Below are 22,399 nucleotides of genomic sequence, written 5' to 3'. Positions count from 1 at the left end.
AACTGTGATGAAAGGCTGGGTTTTTATTCCCACTCAATCGTTGCAGGTGGTTTTCCACTCACATCATACACCACACGGGAAATGCCATTTACTTCATTGATAATACGGTTGGAGATCTTACCTAATAAATCGTATGGTAAATGTGCCCAATGTGCGGTCATAAAGTCGATGGTTTCAACAGCACGGAGGGAAACAACCCAGTCATATTTACGACCGTCGCCCATTACACCAACAGATTTTACAGGAAGGAACACCGTGAAGGCTTGGCTGACTTTGTAATACCAATCTGCTTTGTGTAATTCTTCAATAAAAATCGCATCGGCACGGCGGAGTAGGTCACAGTATTCTTTTTTCACCTCTCCCAGTACACGTACACCTAAACCCGGGCCCGGAAATGGATGGCGGTTAAGCATTTCAGCAGGCAGACCTAACGCCAAGCCGATTTTACGCACTTCATCTTTGAAAAGTTCACGTAACGGCTCGACTAAGCCGAGTTTCATATAATCCGGCAGACCGCCCACATTATGATGTGATTTGATTACATGTGCTTTGCCTGTTTTGCTGGCAGCAGATTCGATTACATCAGGGTAGATAGTGCCTTGCGCTAACCATTTCACATTTGGCAATTTTTTTGATTCGTCATCGAATACATCTACGAAGACTTTACCGATAATTTTACGTTTCGCTTCCGGTTCGTCCACGCCGGCTAGTTCGCTTAGGAAACGATCTTCTGCGTTCACTCGGGTGATGTTTAAGCCGAATTTATTGCCGAACATTTCCATCACTTGATCGCCTTCGTTTAAGCGTAACAAGCCGTTATCCACAAATACACAGTGTAAGTTTTTGCCGATTGCACGGTGTAGTAATAATGCGACAACAGAGGAGTCCACACCGCCTGATAAGCCTAAAATCACTTCATCGTTGCCCACTTGTGCTTTAATGCGGGCTACTGCATCTTCAATAATATTTTCCGCAGTCCATTTGGTTTCGCAACCACAAATATTCACCACGAAATTTTTCAATAATTCCAAACCGCTTTTGGTGTGAGTTACTTCCGGATGGAATTGTACGCCGTAGAAATGGCGGCTTTCATCTGACATTGCTGCAATCGGACAAGTTGGGGTTGTACCGGTGATTTGGAAATTTTCCGGTAAACGGGTTACTTTATCACCATGGCTCATCCAGACATCCAGTTTGCCGTCACCATCATTTAGATGATCAAAAAGTGCGGTTGAATTTTCTAAAGAAACGGAGGCATAGCCAAATTCACGATGATCAGAGGTTTCCGTTAAACCGCCTAGTTGCATCGCCATCGTTTGCATACCATAGCAGATACCCAGTACCGGTATGCCTGCATTAAAGACGTATTCCGGCGCGCGTGGGCTGTTTTCTTCTGTGGTGCTTTCGGGGCTACCGGAAAGAATAATTCCCGTTGGATTAAATTCACGGATTTGCTCTTCCGTGACATCCCATGCCCAAAGTTCGCAGTAAACGCCAATTTCACGCACGCGGCGGGCAATGAGTTGGGTGTATTGAGAACCAAAGTCGAGGATTAGGATTTTATGGTGATGAATGTTTGTCATTTTTTACCTTAATAAAATGGTTAATAATGTAATTTTTGAATAATAGTTAAAATTTCGCTCATATCCTTGCCACAATAATCGGCTTCGGATTGGTCAATAAGTATTCGTTTTTCTTCGTAGGCAATTACAGGAATACCGGCAGATTTTGCCGCTTGAATGCCGAAAAAAGAAACCTCAATCGCTACAGTATTTTTTGCTTGCACACCTAGTTTTTCGAGGGTGTATCGATAAATTGTCGGATCAGGCTTACTACGTTCAAATTGTTCGCCACTGACAATGAAATCAAAGTGCTGAATAATATCACATTTTGTCAAAATATTCTGAATATGTTCAAGGCGGGAAGAGGAGGCTACCGCTAATTTGATGTGATGTTGTTTGGCAAAATCAATAATTTTTTGAATATCAGAACGGAAAATTGAAAGATAATTCACTGTTGAAAAAAGTTGGTTGAAAAAATCAAAATAGCGTCGTTTGATTTCTTCCAATGGTAATGATGAATTACTTAGTTTTTTCACGATTTCCGGAATTTCAGACAGCCCTTTCCCAACCACTTCCGAACGTTCGGACTGTGTTAAAGTGCGGTCGTGTTCTTTGATAGATTCGATAAACTTTGCTTGCAAGTTGTATTCTAAAAATTCGGTATCAACAATCACGCCATCCATATCAAAAATAATCGCTTGGAGCATGATAAAAATTCCTACATTATTAACAGTCTTTATTTTTATGAGAATGGCTTTGTAGTTGAATATATAAAAATAGTGGCTGAATAATAAACTAATAATGACAAAATATGTTTTCTATCATAACTATTCACTAGGTATTTATATTTTCTAATATATTTTGATATTTCGTCAAGTTTATACTAAGCCTAATTTTTCTAAAAATTCTTTTTCAGTTAATTTAGGCACATTGTTACCTAAGTAATAAAAAGAAGGTTTACGATCAATATAAATTTCTTGTTCTAAAGTAAATTCATTTTCCGAACAGAATAAACCTGCAGATAGTTCATAATTATTAGTACCCAATAAGTGATAATATAAGTGTGTTCCACATTTCTTACAAAACGCACGCTCCGCCCACTCTGAAGATTGATAACATTGAATGAAATCCTCTCCTAAAATATCTAACTTCTGTTGATAGGTTAAACTAAATAAAGGGCTACTATTCCAACGAACACAATTTCCACAGTGGCAAGCGTGAACATTTTTGTTTTTAGGTACGGAAATAGATACGGAACCACATAAACATTTACCTTTCATTTTTACTCCCTAAATTACTTACGTCCCAAAATAACAGGTGCGGCTTAATCAAAACTTCTTAAAGAACAACCGCACTTTATTTTTTAACAATTAATTCTTTACTGATAAATCATGATCTAACCTATATTTCATCAGTAGCAGTCTATCTGCCGCTCGCTATCCCATTCGATAATTCGGGGCTTCTTTGGTGATCGTCACATCATGAACGTGGCTTTCTTTAATACCTGCACCGCTGATTCGCACAAATTCCGCTTTGGTACGGAGTTCGTCAATGGTGGCACAGCCTGTTAAGCCCATACAAGAACGTAAACCACCCATTTGTTGGTGGATAATTTCTTTTAAATAACCTTTATATGGAATACGCCCTTCAATGCCTTCCGGTACGAGTTTATCGGCGGCATTATCCGATTGGAAATAACGATCGCTTGAACCTTTTGACATTGCTCCTAAGGAGCCCATGCCTCGATAGGATTTAAATGCGCGCCCTTGATAAAGTTCGATTTCACCCGGCGCTTCTTCCGTACCGGCAAACATTGAACCGACCATCACACAGCTTGCACCGGCGGCAATGGCTTTGGCAATATCGCCTGAGAAACGGATACCGCCGTCTGCAATGACCGGAATACCTCGATCTTTTAAGGCTTCCGCTGCATCGGCAATCGCCGTGATTTGTGGTACGCCCACACCAGTGACGATACGAGTGGTACAGATTGAGCCGGGGCCAATCCCCACTTTCACGGCGCTTGCTCCGGCATCAGCCAGAGCAATTGCACCTTCAGCCGTCGCAATATTACCGGCGATGATAGGAAGATCTGGGTATTTGGCACGGGTTTCACGCACACGTTGTAGAACACCTTCGGAATGACCATGTGAAGAGTCGATTAACAATACATCGACGCCGGCCTTGACTAAGGCATCAATACGTTCTTCATTACCCGGGCCAGCCCCCACTGCCGCACCTACACGCAAACGCCCAAATTCATCTTTACAGGCGTTCGGTTTGCTTTCGGCTTTTTGGTAGTCTTTTAAGGTGATCATCCCTTTTAGTTTGAAATCATCATTGACCACCAACACTTTTTCTACCCGATTTTCGTGCATTAAACGGAAAATTTCTTCACGGGTTGCCCCTTCTTTAACCGTAACTAAACGGTCTTTCGGCGTCATAAAATCAGCGACTGTTTTACTTAAGTCTGAGATAAAACGGGTATCACGGCCGGTGATAATGCCGACCAAGTTTTTATCCGCATCAACCACCGGATAACCGGCGAAACCGTTTTTCTTGGTAAGTTCGGCCAATTCTGCAAGAGTAAGGGTTGGTGAAACTGTAACCGGTTCGGAAACGATACCGCTTTCAAATTTTTTCACTTTACGTACCCGATCTGCTTGGCGTTCAATCGACATATTTTTGTGAATAAAGCCAATCCCGCCTTCTTGGGCAAGGGAAATTGCCAATTTGGTTTCGGTGACTGTATCCATTGCCGCAGAGAGCATAGGGATATTCAGGCGAATTGTTTTAGTGAGTTGGGTCGAAAGATTAGCCGTGTTTGGAAGCACGGTAGAATGTGCCGGGACAAGGAGAACATCATCAAAAGTGAGGGCTTCTTTTTTGATTCTAAGCATAGCAATATTTCCGTCGTTAAAAGTGAATGTTAAAAAATATTGCGGCGGGATTATACAGATTTTGCACCATTTTGAAAACGAAATTTTTCGATTTTATGCTATGATTCGCAAACGTTTTCGTGATGGGAAAAAGTATGAATTTGGTATTATTAACCAGTTTGTCCGATTGCACACCTAAAGTGCGGTCAGAATTGGCGACATTTTCGCAAAATGTGGCTTTTGATGTGCAGCAGTGGCGAGAGTTGGGGCTAAACATTGAAGAACATACCTCATACTATCAATTAATACCGCAATTACCTCTACTCAATTTACAGCAAATTTCAACCGCTCTTTTACCCTATCGGATACATTATGAACCGGTCATTTCCTCTACTAACGAATGGATTTTGCAAAATATTGCTCATCTTCACAAAGGCGATCTTTGTCTTGCGGAATATCAAACGGCTGGTCGTGGGCGGCGTGGTCGTCAATGGTTGTCACCTTTTGCTGGTCAAATGATTTTCAGTTTTTATTGGACATTCGATCTTAAAAAATCGCTCGAGGGATTGAGTTTAGTCGTGGGGCTTGCGATTGCCGAGACGCTTGGTGTGCAAGTGAAATGGCCGAATGATATTTTATTTGATGGGCGGAAACTTGGCGGTATTTTAGTTGAGATTGCGAGCCATAAGAATGGATTACTTAATTTGGTGATTGGCGTAGGAATTAACGTATCTTTACCTGCGCAAGCGGAAATTAGTCAGCCCTATGCGCAGTTGTGTGAAATTAATCCAAATATTGATCGGCAAGCTTTATTTCCAACGCTCATTCAACATTTGTATAGGCGCTTAGCTCGTTTTGAAAAAGAAGGCATTGATGCTGAATTTCAACAAGTATGGCGAAGACACAATGCCTTTTTCAATAGCGAAGTAAATGTGATAACCGAACAGGGCATAATCTCAGGCATTGAGCAGGGCATTGATAAACGGGGATATCTACAGTTGTTATGCGAAAATGAATTACGAACTTTTAATGGCGGTGAGGTATCACTTCGTCGAAAATAAGTGCGGTTAAAATCTCCAGTGTTTTTAACCGCACTTGATTTAAATCACTTTTTGTACGAGGGCGGAAACATCTTCCGCAAATTGCTCCTGCGTCGCCATTTGGGCTATCTGCTCGTGGGAATAGGTTTTGCCGTTATACACCGCTACAATACTGGTATCGCCGATTTGAAGGAAGTTATGCTCACCGAAATCGGTATAGCGGGTTGCCCCAATACTGATTACTGCTTTGGTCGGATAGTCGGCTTGTTTGAGCATTGCAGCAATATGGTTCATCGGGCCTTCGTCCGGCTGATGATTCATTCGATCCACAACCCAATCCAATAATTTTTGATGGAAATAGCTATACCCAACCGCAGGGCTGTCGATACCGTACTCATTCAGTACGCCGTTGCGTTTGTGGAAACAGGCAATGTGGTAGTCGTCTAAAACACCGCTGGCGGTAAACTGATCGAGAGCGATCCAAGTGGGCGAAATGCCTTTCGATTTTTCGCCCCAATTCTTTTTTTCACAAATTTTACGAGCATTCGGACGGCGGATTGAGCAGTCATTATAAGCAGCAAAATGGGTTGGCTTTAATGCGATAACTTGCTGATTTTCATACTGAATATCGCAAATCAGCGCAATTTCCGGCTCAATTTGCAGGTTATCTGCATCATTTGGAAAGCAAATTTCGGTATTTGAAAGAGGATAGGTGGCAAGAAATTGGTATTCTCCAAGGTTATCACTTGGCACATAAAATGGAAAAATTGCTTTCGGTTGCACCGCTTCAACGGTTTTGACTTGCAAAAAATCCACCGCCTCGCCCGCCTGTTCTAAATGACCGGCAAAATTGCCTGCCACGCCTAAGCCGATAAATGTAGTGTTCATAGTGTTCTCCTTTTTTGTAAAAAATGGGTTAAATTCTACCGCTTGTGTGGTAAAAAATCAGTAGTAATAAGAATAAGAAAAACGCCTTAATTAGATTAGAAATAAAATATAGGAGGTTTTAATTATTATTTCTCTCAGACAAACAGGCGGATTTTCAGTAGAATTGGCGGAATATTGTATAATGATTGCACTTAAATAGGGAGTGAAAGATGAGCAAAGAACAAGAGCGTGCAGAATTACATAAAACTATTTGGGCTATCGCAGAAGAATTGCGTGGGAGCGTAACAGGCTGGGATTTTAAATCCTATGTATTGGGAATGCTATTTTATCGCTTTATTTCTGAAAATCTGACGAACTATATCAATCAAGGCGAATGGAAAGCCGGTAATCCTGATTTCGACTATGCCAAATTAGATAATCAAACGGCGGAATATGGTCGGGAGCAAACGGTGCAATCCAAAGGTTTTTATATTTTGCCGAGCGATCTTTTTGAGAACGTGCAACAAAATGCCCCATTACATCAAGAAAATCTGAATGAAATTCTGAGCCGAGTGTTTAAAAATATTGAAAATTCTGCGCTGGGCGAAGAAAGTGAGGACGATTTCAAAGGGCTGTTTGCCGATATTGATGTCAATAGCAATAAACTCGGCTCAACAGTGCTGAAGCGTAACGAACGGATGACCAAAATTCTCAATGCGGTCGCTTCCTTAAAATTGGGTGATTATCAAGAGAATAACAACGATCTATTTGGTGATGCCTATGAATACTTAATCGCAATGTATGCCAGCAATGCAGGAAAATCGGGCGGTGAGTTTTTTACGCCGCAGGAAGTATCGGAATTATTGGCGAAAATAGTGATTGGCGATAAAACGCACATCAACAAAGTCTATGATCCGGCGTGTGGAAGCGGGTCGTTATTGCTGAAATTTGCCAAAGTGCTGGGTAAAGATAAGGTTCGGCAAGGCTTTTTCGGGCAGGAAATCAATATCACTACCTACAACCTTGCCCGTATCAATATGTTTTTGCACGATATTAACTACGAAAAATTTGATATAGCCCTAGGCGATACCCTTATCGAACCACACCATTGGGACGATGAACCTTTTGATGCGATTGTTTCCAACCCGCCTTACTCAATCAAATGGGAAGGAGATAATAATCCGCTCTTGATTAACGACCCCCGTTTTGCACCGGCAGGTATTCTTGCACCAAAAAGTAAGGCGGATTTGGCCTTTACGATGCATATGCTCCATTGGTTATCGACCGACGGCACGGCGGCAATCGTTGAGTTCCCCGGCGTATTGTATCGGGGCGGAGCAGAGCAGAAAATCCGTCAATACCTCATTGATAACAACTATGTCGATACGGTCATTCAGTTGCCACAAAATTTGTTCTTCGGCGTGACCATTGCCACCTGTATTATCGTGCTGAAAAAGAGCAAAGCGGATAATGCCGTTTTGTTTATTGATGCAGGCAGTCAGTTTGTGAAAGGTGGAAACAAAAATAAATTGTCTGATGAGAATATCGAGGCGATTTATCAAGCGGTTAAACAGCGACAACATCAACCGCATTTTGCCGAGCTGGTTGAAAATAAAAAGATTGGCGAAAATGACTATAACCTCTCTGTTTCAAGCTATGTTGAGCAAGAAGACACGAGCGAGAAAGTGGATATTACCGAACTCAATGCCCGCCTTGCCGACATCGTGAAACAGCAAGCAGAACTGCGTACAGCCATTGATAAGATTGTGGCGGAGATTGAGGGAAAATGATGAAACCGATTTCCAATATTTTTGAGCGTAACTAATTAAGTATTAAGTCAGCACTTTCTAGAATGGAAATAGTTTAAATGGAAGGTTGAAGAATCTAAAAGCTGCTAATGATGATTAGGCAAGAGCGGTCGATTTCTGGCTGATTTTAACAGAATGTAGGGACACACTGCGTGTGTCCTTTATAAAAATCAAATTATTTCAATAGGTTAAAGTATGGATACACGCAGTGTGTCCCTACAAGCGAACAAAAAACAACGTTGTGCAACTACTGCAAAATAAAGAGAAAAGAGAATGAACGACATTGAAAAAATGATAGAAAGCCTTTGCCCTGAAGGGGTGGAGTTTAGGACATTAGATGAATTAGGGTACTTTTATAGTGGCTTAACAGGGAAAACAAAAATCCACTTTGAAAATGGAAACTGTAAATATGTTACTTATATGAATATTTATAAAAATCCTGCCTTGAATACGAATATAACCGATACAGTTAAAATAACTGAAGGTGAAAATCAACATAAAATAGAATATGGAGATATATTGTTTACAAGTTCATCTGAAACTGCTGATGAGTGTGGTATGTCGTCAGTAGTTAATGAAAAAATAAATGAAGATATATATTTGAATAGTTTTTGTTTTGGTTTTAGATTAAATAGAGTAAGTGATTTCTCCCCTGATTATTTAAAACATCTTTTTAGAAGCAGGAATTTAAGAAAGCAAATCTCTCTTACTGCTAGCGGAGTAACCAGATTTAATATTTCTAAAAAGAAATTCTCTAAAATAGTTATCCCTGTCCCGCCACTCGAAATTCAACAAAAAATTGTAAAAGTGCTTGACATTTTTACCGAGCTGGAGGCTACGCTGGAGGCAGAATTATCCCTGCGGAAAAAACAATATGAGTATTACCGAAATAACCTTTTAACTTTCGATAATGTGGATTCTCACCCACTGAAAAAATATTTAGAGGAACTTTGCCCGCAGGGTGTGCCTTGTAAGATATTACCTGAAATTTCTGTGAACTTAGACAGAATCAGAAAGCCAATATCATCTTCGAAAAGGGTAAAAGGGGAATATCCATATTATGGGGCTTCGGGGATCGTTGATTTTGTTGAACATTATATTTTTGATGGAGATTATTTACTGATCTCAGAAGATGGTGCTAACCTATTAGCAAGAAGTACACCTATTGCGTTCTCAATTTCAGGGAAAAATTGGGTAAATAATCACGCCCATGTTATAGAGTTTAGAAATGATGTTACTAGAAAGTTTGTAGAGTATTATATAAATTCTATTGATATATCTAAATTTATATCGGGAGGAGCTCAGCCAAAATTAAATCAAGAAAATGTAAATAAAATAGAAATTCCATTTCCCTCACTCGAAATCCAACAAATGATAGTCGATATTTTGGATAAATTTGATAAGCTAGTAAACGATTTAACCAAGGGTTTGCCTGCGGAAATCAATGCCCGTCGGCAGCAGTATGAATACTATAGAAATAAATTATTAACTTTTAAGGAGTGCAAAAATGACTTCAATGTGTAAGCAATCTATTCCTGAAGAATTACAATTTTGGGAGGATAGTTATCAAGAAAAAGCTCAAGATAAAAATCTTAATACTGATAAGGTATTCTCTAGGGATTATATACGAAAAAGTGAGGCTAATAATTTAAACTTTGTTATTAGTTCTTATGTTCCATCGATTAAAATAAAATCCTATGATGCTTTGCGTTGCTTGCTGTATACAGAGCATTTTGATGGTGTTGGTTCTGATTGGGTGTTTAGAGGACATAGAGATCATAATTGGAGGTTAGAATCTACACTGGAACGTATTGGATCTAAATCTTTAGATTTGAGAGAGGCTCATTTAAATCAATTTAGAAAGGAATGTCGTAGAATTTTTAAGGATAAAACTTACTTATCTGATATGGACGAAAATGATTTTTGGGCAATTGGGCAACACTATGATCTTGCTACACCATTGTTAGACTGGACTCAATCTCCTTATGTTGCATTATTTTTTGCTTTTGAACACCAACAAGATGATGATAATTATCGGGTAATTTATGCATTAAATAAAACAAAATTGGTAAATCTTTTCTCTAAGATTGAAGTTCAAGAGCAATTATTCTTTGAACCTAGTAAAGATCCTTTTGGAAGATTAGTAAATCAATCGGGTCTGTTTACTATTGCTCCTTATTGTACAACATTGGAGGATATGTTAATTGATAATTTAAGGAGAGTTAGTATTACTAAAGCAAATGACATAGCTAACTATATTTGCAAAATATATATTAAAAGTTCTCCTAGTATCAGAAAGAATTGTTTATTAGATTTAAGACAAATGAATATTCATCGAGGAACACTTTGTCCTGATTTAAATGGAGCTGCTTTATATTGTAATCATATGATTAAAGAACAATATGGGATTGATTGCTAATTAAGATCTAAAATAAACGAGGCAAAAAATGAACTATCTTGATTTGGTATTGGAAAATCCTGAAAGCACGGTAGTGGCAAAATTTGAGCGGGATAATGCTGTTCAGGAAGATAGCTATCAAAGTGAAGCACAGCTTGAGCAAGCCTTTATTCGCCAGCTCACCTCGCAAGCCTACGAGCGTTTATTTATCCATACCGAGCAAGATTTAATTGCCAATTTACGCCGACAGTTAGAGCGGTTGAATCATTATGCGTTTAGCGAAACCGAGTGGAAACACTTTTTTAATGAAGTGATTGCCAATAAGAATAGTCATATTGCCGATAAAAGTGAAATCATTCAACAAGATGAAATCCAACTTTTAACCCGTGATGACGGTACAACGAAGAATATTCGTTTGGTGGATAAAGAGGATATTCATAACAACCATTTGCAAGTGCTAAATCAGTATGAAGTCAATGATACGCCTCGTCAAAATCGCTATGACGTTACTGTATTGGTGAATGGTTTGCCGTTGGTGCATATTGAGTTAAAACGGCGTGGGGTCGATATTCGGGAAGCCTTTAACCAAATTAATCGTTATCAGCGGGAAAGTTTTTGGGCGGGTAGCGGGCTGTTTGAATATGTTCAGTTATTCGTGATTTCTAACGGTACGCTCACCAAATATTATAGTAATTCAACCCGTGATAGCCATTTAAAAGAGCAACGCAATAGTCATCGGCGTAAGCAGAAAACCAGTAACAGTTTTGAGTTTACTTCGTGGTGGGCAGATGCGGAAAATAAGCCGATTACCGAGTTAATGGATTTCACCAAGACCTTTTTTGCTAAGCATAGCTTGCTAAAAATTCTGTTTCGCTATTGTGTGTTTACATCTGACCGTTTGTTATTGGTGATGCGTCCTTATCAGATCGTTGCTACCGAGCGTATTTTAAATAAGTTACAGATTGCACAAAATTATAAGCAATTCGGTTCAATTGATGCAGGCGGTTATATTTGGCATACAACGGGGAGTGGTAAAACTTTAACCTCATTTAAAACGGCGCAACTTGCCAGCCAGTTACTTTTTATTCATAAAGTGTTGTTTGTGGTCGATAGAAAAGATCTTGATTACCAAACAATGAAAGAGTATGACAAATTCCAGCAAGGGGCGGCGAATAGCAACACCAGCACCAAAATTCTTGCCAACCAACTGGGCGACCCTAATGTCAAGATTATTATTACGACCATTCAAAAACTGGCGATATTTATTAAACGCCACGGTAGCCACGCTATTTTTAATGAAAATATTGTGCTTATTTTTGATGAATGTCATCGTTCACAATTTGGTGAAATGCACCAAGCGATTACTAAAGCATTTAAAAAGTATGCGTTATTTGGCTTTACGGGGACACCGATTTTTGCCCAAAACGCACAGCAACAGTCATCAGCATTTTCGCTATTACAGACTACAACGGCACAGACGTTTGGCACAAAACTCCATACTTATACGATTGTGAATGCAATCGCAGATAAAAATGTGTTGCCGTTTCGGGTGGATTATGTCCGTACGGTGAAAGAAGCCGATAATGTGGAAGATAAGAAAGTTACCGATATTGATCGGGAGCGGGCGTTGAATGCCCCTGAACGTATTCATAATATTGTCGCCTATATTTTACAGCACTTTGCTCAGAAAACCCTTCGCAATAAATCTTACTTTTTTAACCGCTTGTCAAACATTGAACATCTTGCTTCTGCCACAGATCGCCGCTCAATAGAAGAAATCAAAACGAAAATCCGTCTAAGTGGTTTTAACTCGATTTTTGCCGTGAGTTCAATTGATGTGGCAAAGCACTATTATCAAATATTCAAACAGCAACAAGCACCATTACCTGAAGCACAAAGGCTAAAAATTGCTACGATTTTTAGCTACGGTGCAAATGATGAGCTTGATGATGACAATATTGACGATGAGAATTCAGAAAATACCGAAGGGCTGAGCGTAAGTCATCGAGATTTTTTAGACAATGCGATTGCCGATTACAATCGGTTATTTAATACCAATTACGATACATCAGCGGAAAAATTCCAAAATTATTATCGTGATGTATCGTTGAGAATGAAAAATCGTGAGATTGATTTGTTAATTGTCGTGAATATGTTTTTAACGGGCTTTGATGCGACAACGCTCAATACGCTTTGGGTCGATAAAAACTTGAAAAATCACGGCTTGCTACAAGCCTATTCCCGTACCAATCGAATTTTAAACTCGGTAAAACGTTTTGGTAATATTGTTTGTTTTCGCAATCTGGAAAAAGCAACTAATGACAGTATTGCTTTATTTGGTGATAAAGAAGCCGGCGGTTTAGTGTTGATGAAACCCTTTAAGGATTACTATGAGGGTTATGAAGACAATGGAAAGAAACGGCGTGGTTATAAGGATATTGTTGCGGAGCTTTTAGAAAAATTCCCTATTGGTGAGCGCATTGAAAGCGAAAAAGCTAAAAAGGAATTTATTAAGCTGTATAGTAGTTTTTTAAAATTACAAAATATTCTTTCCGTGTTCGATCAATTTAAAGGCTTAGAGATTTTAACGGAGAGGAATATCCAAGACTATCATTCACTTTATATTGATCTTTACGAAGAGTTTCGTAGCACTAAAGAGGACGATGCAGAAAATATTAATGATGACATTGTGTTTGAAATGGAATTGATCAAACAAGTGGAAATTAATATTGATTATATCTTAGAGCTTATCCGCCAATACCATACTAAAAATGGTGAGGATAAAGAGTTGTTGATTAACATTGAGAAAGCAGTTGATTCCAGCGTGGAGCTACGCAATAAAAAAGATTTAATTCAAACCTTCATTGCTTCGTTAACACCAAATGCAGAACTTGATGAAAGTTGGCGTTCTCATATTGAGCAAGCGAAACAAAAAGAGCTTGATGAAATTATTGATAAAGAAAATCTTAACCCCGAAGCAACACATCAATTTGTAAACAGTGCGTTTGAAAATGGTATATTTAGTGAAGCAGGCACGTTGATTGATAAAGTCTTGCCGCCGATGTCTCGTTTTACCCCCGATAATCAGCGTAGCAAAAAACTCCAGACCGTTTTGGATAAACTCAAAGCCTTTTTTGAGCGTTTTTTTGGGATCTAGTTAGATAAAACATTCAAATATTGAAGCAATTTTCAACATATTGATTGTGATTTCACCAGACGGTCACTTTTTTGAAATTTTTTGCGATTTTTTTGCAAAAACCGCTTGCATTGTTTTTCATTTTCCCTATAATGCGCACCACACAACGACGCGCTGTTGTGAAGTAAGAAGATTTGCCGGTGCGTCGTTATTTTTTGCTCTTTAACAACGAATCAGACAATCTGTGTGGGCACTTGTTAATAGACTTGTTAAAATATTTTTAATTTTGAAGTCTTAATAGGTGCTTAAACTAGAAATTCATTATTACTTTTTATAGTAGTGTATATTAATAGCTAAGCAGTTTATTGAGCGATTGAACTTTGAATTGAAGAGTTTGATCATGGCTCAGATTGAACGCTGGCGGCAGGCTTAACACATGCAAGTCGAACGGTAGCAGGAAGAAAGCTTGCTTTCTTTGCTGACGAGTGGCGGACGGGTGAGTAATGCTTGGGAATCTGGCTTATGGAGGGGGATAACTGCGGGAAACTGCAGCTAATACCGCGTAAAGTCTTTGGACTAAAGGGGGCGTTTGCTCTTGCCATAAGATGAGCCCAAGTGGGATTAGGTAGTTGGTGGGGTAATGGCTCACCAAGCCGTCGATCTCTAGCTGGTCTGAGAGGATGACCAGCCACACCGGGACTGAGACACGGCCCGGACTCCTACGGGAGGCAGCAGTGGGGAATATTGCGCAATGGGGGGAACCCTGACGCAGCCATGCCGCGTGAATGAAGAAGGCCTTCGGGTTGTAAAGTTCTTTCGGTGATGAGGAAGGCAGTTTGGTTAATAGCCAAGTTGATTGACGTTAGTCACAGAAGAAGCACCGGCTAACTCCGTGCCAGCAGCCGCGGTAATACGGAGGGTGCGAGCGTTAATCGGAATAACTGGGCGTAAAGGGCACGCAGGCGGATTTTTAAGTGAGGTGTGAAAGCCCCGGGCTTAACCTGGGAATTGCATTTCAGACTGGGAATCTAGAGTACTTTAGGGAGGGGTAGAATTCCACGTGTAGCGGTGAAATGCGTAGAGATGTGGAGGAATACCGAAGGCGAAGGCAGCCCCTTGGGAATGTACTGACGCTCATGTGCGAAAGCGTGGGGAGCAAACAGGATTAGATACCCTGGTAGTCCACGCTGTAAACGCTGTCGATTTGGGGGTTGGGGTTTAACTCTGGCGCCCGTAGCTAACGTGATAAATCGACCGCCTGGGGAGTACGGCCGCAAGGTTAAAACTCAAATGAATTGACGGGGGCCCGCACAAGCGGTGGAGCATGTGGTTTAATTCGATGCAACGCGAAGAACCTTACCTACTCTTGACATCCAGAGAATCCTGTAGAGATACGGGAGTGCCTTAGGGAGCTTTGAGACAGGTGCTGCATGGCTGTCGTCAGCTCGTGTTGTGAAATGTTGGGTTAAGTCCCGCAACGAGCGCAACCCTTATCCTTTGTTGCCAGCGATACGGTCGGGAACTCAAAGGAGACTGCCGGTGATAAACCGGAGGAAGGTGGGGATGACGTCAAGTCATCATGGCCCTTACGAGTAGGGCTACACACGTGCTACAATGGCGTATACAGAGGGAAGCGAAGCAGCGATGTGGAGCGAATCTCACAAAGTACGTCTAAGTCCGGATTGGAGTCTGCAACTCGACTCCATGAAGTCGGAATCGCTAGTAATCGCGAATCAGAATGTCGCGGTGAATACGTTCCCGGGCCTTGTACACACCGCCCGTCACACCATGGGAGTGGGTTGTACCAGAAGTAGATAGCTTAACCGTAAGGGGGGCGTTTACCACGGTATGATTCATGACTGGGGTGAAGTCGTAACAAGGTAACCGTAGGGGAACCTGCGGTTGGATCACCTCCTTACCGAACGAGCTATAGTAAGTGTCCACACAGATTGGCTGAGAGTTGTAGACAAGATAGAGAGCGGAAATCAACATTGTCCTTGGGTCTGTAGCTCAGGTGGTTAGAGCGCACCCCTGATAAGGGTGAGGTCGGTGGTTCAAGTCCACTCAGACCCACCACTCTAAGAGTGAGTGAAGTAAGGGCAAGTATCTGCAAATTAATGATAACTGGGGATATAGCTCAGCTGGGAGAGCGCCTGCCTTGCACGCAGGAGGTCAGCGGTTCGATCCCGCTTATCTCCACCACTTATCATCGTTAAGTAAATGTTGCATTGATAGAAAATGGTATTGCGTTTACTTAACGATGATAACTGAAAAGTTTTATCTTCTGTTCTTTAAAAAATTGGAAACAAGCTGAAAACTGAAGAGACTTTTAAGTTCCAAAAGGAATAGAGGAAGTCTGAGTAGAAAAATCTTGACTGGAGAAAGGCAGTCAAGTGTTTAGTTGAATTAAAGATTCGCTTCAAGATGTAGGCCTGACTGAGTAGGCAGGCTGAAAACATTTGAGGTTGTATAGTTAAGTGACTAAGCGTACAAGGTGGATGCCTTGGCAATCAGAGGCGATGAAGGACGTGCTAATCTGCGAAAAGCTTGGATGAGTTGATAAGAAGCGTTTAATCCAAGATATCCGAATGGGGAAACCCGATGGATGAAGAATCCATCATTTCATTATGAATTCATAGTAATGAAAAGCAAACCGGGAGAACTGAAACATCTAAGTACCCCGAGGAAAAGAAATCAACCGAGATTCCGTGAGTAGCGGCGAGCGAAGGCGGAAGAGCCGGTAAGTGATAGTGAGCGTGTTAGGAGAATGAGTTGGGAAGCTCAACCGTAGGGGGTGATAGTCCCGTATCTTAAAACACGTTGATGGTACTAAGCTTACGATAAGTAGGGCGGGACACGTGATATCCTGTCTGAAGAGGGGGGGACCATCCTCCAAGGCTAAATACTCCTGATTGACCGATAGTGAACCAGTACTGTGAAGGAAAGGCGAAAAGAACCCCGGCGAGGGGAGTGAAATAGAACCTGAAACCTTGTACGTACAAGCAGTGGGAGCCTGAAAGGGTGACTGCGTACCTTTTGTATAATGGGTCAGCGACTTATATTTTGTAGCAAGGTTAACCGAATAGGGAAGCCGAAGGGAAACCGAGTCTTAACTGGGCGATTAGTTGCAAGGTATAGACCCGAAACCCGGTGATCTAGCCATGGGCAGGTTGAAGGTTGGGTAACACTAACTGGAGGACCGAACCGACTAATGTTGAAAAATTAGCGGATGACTTGTGGCTGGGGGTGAAAGGCCAATCAAACCGGGAGATAGCTGGTTCTCCCCGAAATCTATTTAGGTAGAGCCTTGAGCGGACACCTTCGGGGGTAGAGCACTGTTTCGGCTAGGGGGCCATCCCGGCTTACCAACCCGATGCAAACTGCGAATACCGAAGAGTGATACTCAGGAGACACACGGCGGGTGCTAACGTCCGTCGTGGAGAGGGAAACAACCCAGACCGCCAGCTAAGGTCCCAAAGTGTATGTTAAGTGGGAAACGAAGTGGGAAGGCTTAGACAGCTAGGATGTTGGCTTAGAAGCAGCCACCATTTAAAGAAAGCGTAATAGCTCACTAGTCGAGTCGGCCTGCGCGGAAGATGTAACGGGGCTCAAACATAGCACCGAAGCTGCGGCATCAGGATTAATCCTGTTGGGTAGGGGAGCGTTGTGTAAGCGGATGAAGGTGTATCGGGAGGTATGCTGGACGTATCACAAGTGCGAATGCTGACATAAGTAACGATAAAACGGGTGAAAAACCCGTTCGCCGGAAGACCAAGGTTTCCTGTCCAACGTTAATCGGGGCAGGGTGAGTCGGCCCCTAAGGCGAGGCTGAAAAGCGTAGTCGATGGGAAACGGGTTAATATTCCCGTACTTGGTAAAGCTGCGATGTGGGGACGGAGCAGGTTAGGTTAGCGTGCTGTTGGATATGCACGTTTAAGTTGGTAGGTGGGGTGCTTAGGCAAATCCGGGCGCTTATTAACACCGAGAAATGATGACGAGGCCTCAAGGGGCTGAAGTAACTGATACCACACTTCCAGGAAAAGCCACTAAGCTTCAGGCTTTATTAAACCGTACTGAAAACCGACACAGGTGGTCAGGTAGAGAATACTCAGGCGCTTGAGAGAACTCGGGTGAAGGAACTAGGCAAAATAGCACCGTAACTTCGGGAGAAGGTGCGCCGGCGTAGCTTGTAGCCCCTAGCGGGTGAAGGGTGAACCGGTCGAAGATACCAGCTGGCTGCAACTGTTTATTAAAAACACAGCACTCTGCAAACACGAAAGTGGACGTATAGGGTGTGATGCCTGCCCGGTGCTGGAAGGTTAATTGATGGTGTAATCGAAAGAGAAGCTCCTGATCGAAGCCCCAGTAAACGGCGGCCGTAACTATAACGGTCCTAAGGTAGCGAAATTCCTTGTCGGGTAAGTTCCGACCTGCACGAATGGCATAATGATGGCCAGGCTGTCTCCACCCGAGACTCAGTGAAATTGAAATCGCCGTGAAGATGCGGTGTACCCGCGGCTAGACGGAAAGACCCCGTGAACCTTTACTATAGCTTGACACTGAACATTGAATTTTGATGTGTAGGATAGGTGGGAGCCTTTGAAGCGGTCACGCCAGTGATTGTGGAGGCGTCCTTGAAATACCACCCTTTAACGTTTGGTGTTCTAACGAAGATTGCGGAACGCGGTCTCGGACAGTGTCTGGTGGGTAGTTTGACTGGGGCGGTCTCCTCCCAAAGAGTAACGGAGGAGCACGAAGGTTTGCTAATGACGGTCGGACATCGTCAGGTTAGTGCAATGGTATAAGCAAGCTTAACTGCGAGACGGACAAGTCGAGCAGGTACGAAAGTAGGTCATAGTGATCCGGTGGTTCTGAATGGAAGGGCCATCGCTCAACGGATAAAAGGTACTCCGGGGATAACAGGCTGATACCGCCCAAGAGTTCATATCGACGGCGGTGTTTGGCACCTCGATGTCGGCTCATCACATCCTGGGGCTGAAGTAGGTCCCAAGGGTATGGCTGTTCGCCATTTAAAGTGGTACGCGAGCTGGGTTTAGAACGTCGTGAGACAGTTCGGTCCCTATCTGCCGTGGGCGTAGGAGAATTGAGGGGGGCTGCTCCTAGTACGAGAGGACCGGAGTGGACGCACCACTGGTGTTTCGGTTGTGTCGCCAGACGCATTGCCGAGTAGCTAAGTGCGGAAGAGATAAGTGCTGAAAGCATCTAAGCACGAAACTTGCCTCAAGATGAGTTCTCCCAGACTTAGAGTCTGTAAGGGTTGTTGGAGACGACGACGTAGATAGGTGGGGTGTGTAAGTGTAGTGATACATTGAGCTAACCCATACTAATTGCCCGAGGGGCTTAACTATACAACGCTCAAGTGTTTTTGGGCGGCTAGTGTGAAATACAACGAATTAAAGTATACAGTCATCAGTCATCAGCTTGTATCCGATAGAACAGATGAAAAAGATAAAAGAGATAAAACGAGATAAAAAGATAGAACAAGATAAAACTTGAAGAGAAGAAGTTATCGAAGAATTATCCCGGCGGCGAGAGTGCAGTGGTTCCACCTGAATCCATCCCGAACTCAGAAGTGAAATGCTGTAATGCCGATGGTAGTGTGGGGTATCCCCATGTGAGAGTAGGGCACTGCCGGATTTTAATTATATCATCCCCTGAATCGAGAGGTTCAGGGGTTTTTGTTATATGTAGAAAATGTTCTTTATACATTTTTAGTTAGCCAAAATACAGTTTTGAAAGATATCAAATTTTCATTTTCACAAATAACGTTAAAATCAACCGCACTTTACTTTTTGCGTTTCGTATGAGGATGCATGCATTCTAGTAAAAGAAAAAATAAAGTGCGGTTAAAACTTAGGACGTTTTCTATTTATTTTTGATATAAAATTTAAATGCTATCCCTCCATTTCAAAGATTATTTTTCCTGCTATCAACTTTTTTAAAGTTTAATCAATTATAAGTTTATTTTTACTGTATTTTTATTCATTAATGAAATTTGTTACACTAATGACAAATTTTAGCGGTGATATAGTTAGATTTCTTTTTTATGAGTAAAGTTACAAAAGTTTTTGCTGAAAGCGGTGCATTAAGCCAACATATTAAAGGTTTTCACCCGCGTATTGAACAGCTGGAAATGGCGCAAGCTATCGAAACAGTTTTTGCTGAAAAAAGCATATTAGTCGTAGAAGCCGGCACCGGTACAGGAAAAACTTTTGCTTATTTAGCTCCAGCATTGCTTTCCGGTAAGAAAACTATTATTTCTACCGGTTCTAAAAATCTCCAAGAGCAATTATTTAATCGTGATTTACCGGCAATAAAAAAAGCATTGGGTTACACAGGAAAAACCGCTTTACTTAAAGGTCGATCTAATTATTTGTGTTTAGAGCGTTTGGAAGGCTTAATTGCACAGGGCGTGTTGGGCGATAAATCGGTATTAGAAGATTTATTTAAAGTTCGACAGTGGAGCATTTCAAGTAAAACGGGAGATTTGACTGAGTGTGCCGATCTTGCAGAAGATAGCCCGATTTTATCCCAATTAACCAGTACGGCAGAAAATTGTCTTGGCTCAGATTGTCCAAATTATTCGGATTGTTACGTCGCACTGGCACGAAAAAAAGCGCTCAATGCAGATATTGTAGTCGTCAATCATCACTTGTTTTTTGCAGATATGGCAGTGAAAGAAAGTGGTTTTGGTGAACTTATTCCCCAAGCGGAAAATATTATTTTTGATGAGGCTCATCAATTACCTGATATTGCCAGTCAATATTTTGGACAATCTGTGAGTTCTCGACAATTTTTTGAACTTTGTAAAGATATTAACGTTGTTTACCATATGGAATTAAAAGATCTGAAACAGTTAAGCAGCGCGGCGGACACTTTACAAAAAACAGTACAAGATTTTCGTTTAGTATTGGGAGAAGGAAATCTACGTAGTAATTGGCGTGAAATATTGAGGCAAAGTGCGGTCGAAAAATCATTTAAAATTCTTATTGAGAAATTATCTTTTTTGTCTGAAGTAATTAAATTAGCTTTAGGGCGTTCACAGACCCTGGATAATATTTTTGAACGGGTTGAAAATTTAAAAGGCGATTTACAACGTTTACAGGAAACGGATCGTGTCGGTCATTGTTATTGGTATGAGACTTTTGCTCGCCAATTTGCTCTGCATATTACTCCTTTAACGGTTGCGGATAAATTTGGTGAACAACTGAAAACCAAGCAGGCTGCTTGGATTTTCACATCCGCTACTTTAGAAGTCGGTGGGACATTTGATCATTTTTGTCATCGTTTAGGAATTGAAAATGCCCGCCAGCTTATTCTACAAAGTCCGTTTAATTATACTGAACAGGCATTATTGTGTGTACCACGCTATTTGCCAAACACAAACCAAACCAATACACAAACCGAGTTGGGTAAAATGTTGTTACCTATCATTGAAGCCAACCAAGGGAGATGTTTTGTTCTTTGTACTTCCTATGAAATGATGCGTAATTTAGCAGGGTATTTTCGTTTAAATAGCCAACTATTAGTATTGTTACAAGGAGAAATGTCGAAAACGACATTATTGGAACAATTTACGGCTAATCAAAATACAGTGTTAGTTGCTACGTCAAGCTTTTGGGAAGGGGTTGATGTGCGAGGTGATGCACTTTCTTTGGTTATTATTGATAAGCTTCCCTTTATGTCTCCTGATGAGCCTTTACTTAAAGCGCGTATTGAGGATTGCCGTTTACAAAGTGGCAATCCGTTTAATGATATCCAAATTCCTGAAGCCGTCATTACGCTAAAGCAAGGAGTGGGGCGTTTAATTCGTGATATTACGGATCGTGGTGTCGTCGTTATTTGTGATAATCGCCTTGTAATGCGTCACTATGGTGAAACATTTTTAAAAAGTTTGCCAAATTTAAGCCGTACCCGAGATCTCAACAAAGTGATACAATTCCTACAAAATAAATAATTGAGAAAAATAATGACAAATTTAACGTTATTAGCATTAGATACTTCTACTGAAGCCTGTTCTGTCGCATTGCTAAACAAGGGTGAAAAAACATATTTAAGTGAGTTGGCTCAACGGAGTCATACAAAACGTATTCTGCCGATGATAGATGAAATTCTAGCAAATTCAGGAATTCGCTTGACTCAAGTTGATGCGCTTGCTTTTGGTCGCGGCCCTGGGAGTTTTACAGGCGTTAGGGTTGGTGCAGGAATTGCACAAGGATTGGCTTTTGGCGCAAATCTACCGGTTATTCCTATTTCAAATTTAACGGCGATGGCACAGGCGGCTTTCGAATTACATCAAATGGAAAATGTTGCTGCGGCTATTGATGCGAGAATGAATGAAGTTTATTTTTCCCAACTTAAACGGGAAAAAGTGCGGTCTGATTTCGGTGAGTTTTTTCAGTGGCATGAAGTAATTACTGAGCAAGTTTGCTCGCCGGAGCAGGTTATTGCTCAATTTACCGATGAGGCGGCTTTTCGAGTAGGAACAGGTTGGAATGCTTATCCGCAATTTTCTGAAAAAAATTTTGTCGGTACGGATATTGAATTGCCCAATGCTTTCTATATGCTGGAGTTAGCCCGTGTGGATTGGTCACAAAAAAAAGTGATTTCAGCATTAGAGATAGAACCTATTTATTTACGTAATGAGGTCACCTGGAAAAAATTGCCGGGACGCGAATAATTTCCTTA

Annotated in this window: 12 protein-coding genes, 2 tRNA genes and 3 rRNA genes; 12 read left to right on the top strand and 5 right to left on the bottom strand. The window is 41.4% G+C overall.

The features are described from left to right. Nucleotides 1-23: 23 nt before the first annotated feature. The 4 genes from guaA to guaB all read right to left on the bottom strand — a co-directional run bounded on the left by guaA (nucleotide 24) and on the right by guaB (nucleotide 4,462). Nucleotides 24-1,583 carry a glutamine-hydrolyzing GMP synthase gene (guaA, locus tag FEE42_RS03550; RefSeq protein WP_059365508.1) on the bottom strand — a complete coding sequence of 520 codons (1,560 nt, stop codon included), beginning with the start codon at nucleotides 1,581-1,583 and terminating at the stop codon, nucleotides 24-26. Between the two features lie 20 nt (nucleotides 1,584-1,603). Next, entirely contained in the window at nucleotides 1,604-2,269 is a 666-nt protein-coding gene (locus FEE42_RS03545) for an HAD family hydrolase (RefSeq protein ID WP_059365506.1), read from the bottom strand. A 171-nt stretch (nucleotides 2,270-2,440) separates the two neighbouring features. Next, complete coding sequence (locus FEE42_RS03540) at nucleotides 2,441-2,842, bottom strand: GFA family protein (protein ID WP_059365505.1); 402 nt, start codon at nucleotides 2,840-2,842, stop codon at nucleotides 2,441-2,443. Between the two features lie 156 nt (nucleotides 2,843-2,998). After that, the gene (gene guaB, locus FEE42_RS03535) at nucleotides 2,999-4,462 is read right to left on the bottom strand and encodes an IMP dehydrogenase (RefSeq protein ID WP_059365504.1); all 1,464 of its coding nucleotides are present in this window, start codon (nucleotides 4,460-4,462) and stop codon (nucleotides 2,999-3,001) included. 134 nt (nucleotides 4,463-4,596) lie between these two features. On the opposite strand from guaB, the gene birA reads away from it, so the two are divergent. Then, nucleotides 4,597-5,502 carry a bifunctional biotin--[acetyl-CoA-carboxylase] ligase/biotin operon repressor BirA gene (gene birA, locus FEE42_RS03530; RefSeq protein ID WP_164027735.1) on the top strand — a complete coding sequence of 302 codons (906 nt, stop codon included), beginning with the start codon at nucleotides 4,597-4,599 and terminating at the stop codon, nucleotides 5,500-5,502. Between the two features lie 39 nt (nucleotides 5,503-5,541). On the opposite strand, the gene FEE42_RS03525 is transcribed toward birA, so the two are convergent. After that, the gene (locus FEE42_RS03525; RefSeq protein ID WP_164027734.1) at nucleotides 5,542-6,369 is read right to left on the bottom strand and encodes a DUF5718 family protein; all 828 of its coding nucleotides are present in this window, start codon (nucleotides 6,367-6,369) and stop codon (nucleotides 5,542-5,544) included. Nucleotides 6,370-6,578: 209 nt separating this feature from the next. On the opposite strand from FEE42_RS03525, the gene FEE42_RS03520 reads away from it, so the two are divergent. From FEE42_RS03520 to tsaB, 11 genes are all read left to right on the top strand, one after another. Further along, nucleotides 6,579-8,138: a type I restriction-modification system subunit M gene (locus FEE42_RS03520; RefSeq protein ID WP_164027733.1), complete on the top strand. Its 1,560-nt coding sequence runs from the start codon at nucleotides 6,579-6,581 to the stop codon at nucleotides 8,136-8,138. Nucleotides 8,139-8,429: 291 nt separating this feature from the next. After that, nucleotides 8,430-9,680: a restriction endonuclease subunit S gene (locus tag FEE42_RS03515; protein WP_164027732.1), complete on the top strand. Its 1,251-nt coding sequence runs from the start codon at nucleotides 8,430-8,432 to the stop codon at nucleotides 9,678-9,680. Continuing rightward, nucleotides 9,664-10,575, top strand: coding sequence for an FRG domain-containing protein (locus tag FEE42_RS03510; protein ID WP_164027731.1), 912 nt, complete (start codon nucleotides 9,664-9,666; stop codon nucleotides 10,573-10,575). The genes FEE42_RS03515 and FEE42_RS03510 overlap by 17 nt, the downstream gene beginning before the upstream one ends. Before the next feature lie 28 nt (nucleotides 10,576-10,603). Further along, nucleotides 10,604-13,711 (top strand): type I restriction endonuclease subunit R, encoded by a 3,108-nt coding sequence (locus FEE42_RS03505; protein WP_164027730.1) that lies wholly within the window; start codon nucleotides 10,604-10,606, stop codon nucleotides 13,709-13,711. 361 nt (nucleotides 13,712-14,072) lie between these two features. After that, nucleotides 14,073-15,608 (top strand): 16S ribosomal RNA (locus FEE42_RS03500). An 81-nt stretch (nucleotides 15,609-15,689) separates the two neighbouring features. After that, nucleotides 15,690-15,766, top strand: a tRNA-Ile gene (locus FEE42_RS03495). A 50-nt stretch (nucleotides 15,767-15,816) separates the two neighbouring features. Further along, nucleotides 15,817-15,892, top strand: a tRNA-Ala gene (locus tag FEE42_RS03490). Nucleotides 15,893-16,161: 269 nt separating this feature from the next. Further along, nucleotides 16,162-19,059, top strand: a 23S ribosomal RNA gene (locus FEE42_RS03485). Nucleotides 19,060-19,232: 173 nt separating this feature from the next. Further along, nucleotides 19,233-19,348: ribosomal RNA gene (gene rrf / locus FEE42_RS03480) — 5S ribosomal RNA — on the top strand. Together the 16S, 23S and 5S rRNA genes with 2 tRNA genes alongside form the textbook arrangement of a ribosomal RNA operon. Nucleotides 19,349-19,757: 409 nt before the next feature. Next, a complete protein-coding gene (locus FEE42_RS03475; RefSeq protein ID WP_164027729.1) occupies nucleotides 19,758-21,668 on the top strand; it encodes an ATP-dependent DNA helicase in 1,911 nt (636 codons plus the stop codon). A gap of 12 nt (nucleotides 21,669-21,680) precedes the next feature. After that, on the top strand, nucleotides 21,681-22,391 hold the full coding sequence (tsaB, locus tag FEE42_RS03470) for a tRNA (adenosine(37)-N6)-threonylcarbamoyltransferase complex dimerization subunit type 1 TsaB (RefSeq protein WP_059366738.1): 711 nt from the start codon (nucleotides 21,681-21,683) through the stop codon (nucleotides 22,389-22,391). Nucleotides 22,392-22,399: the final 8 nt, after the last annotated feature.

It is taken from the genome of Rodentibacter caecimuris (genome assembly GCF_010587025.1).
GTDB lineage: Bacteria > Pseudomonadota > Gammaproteobacteria > Enterobacterales > Pasteurellaceae > Rodentibacter > Rodentibacter caecimuris.
Note: the sequence above shows the minus strand (reverse complement) of the source record. Positions and strands in the feature narration are given on the sequence as shown.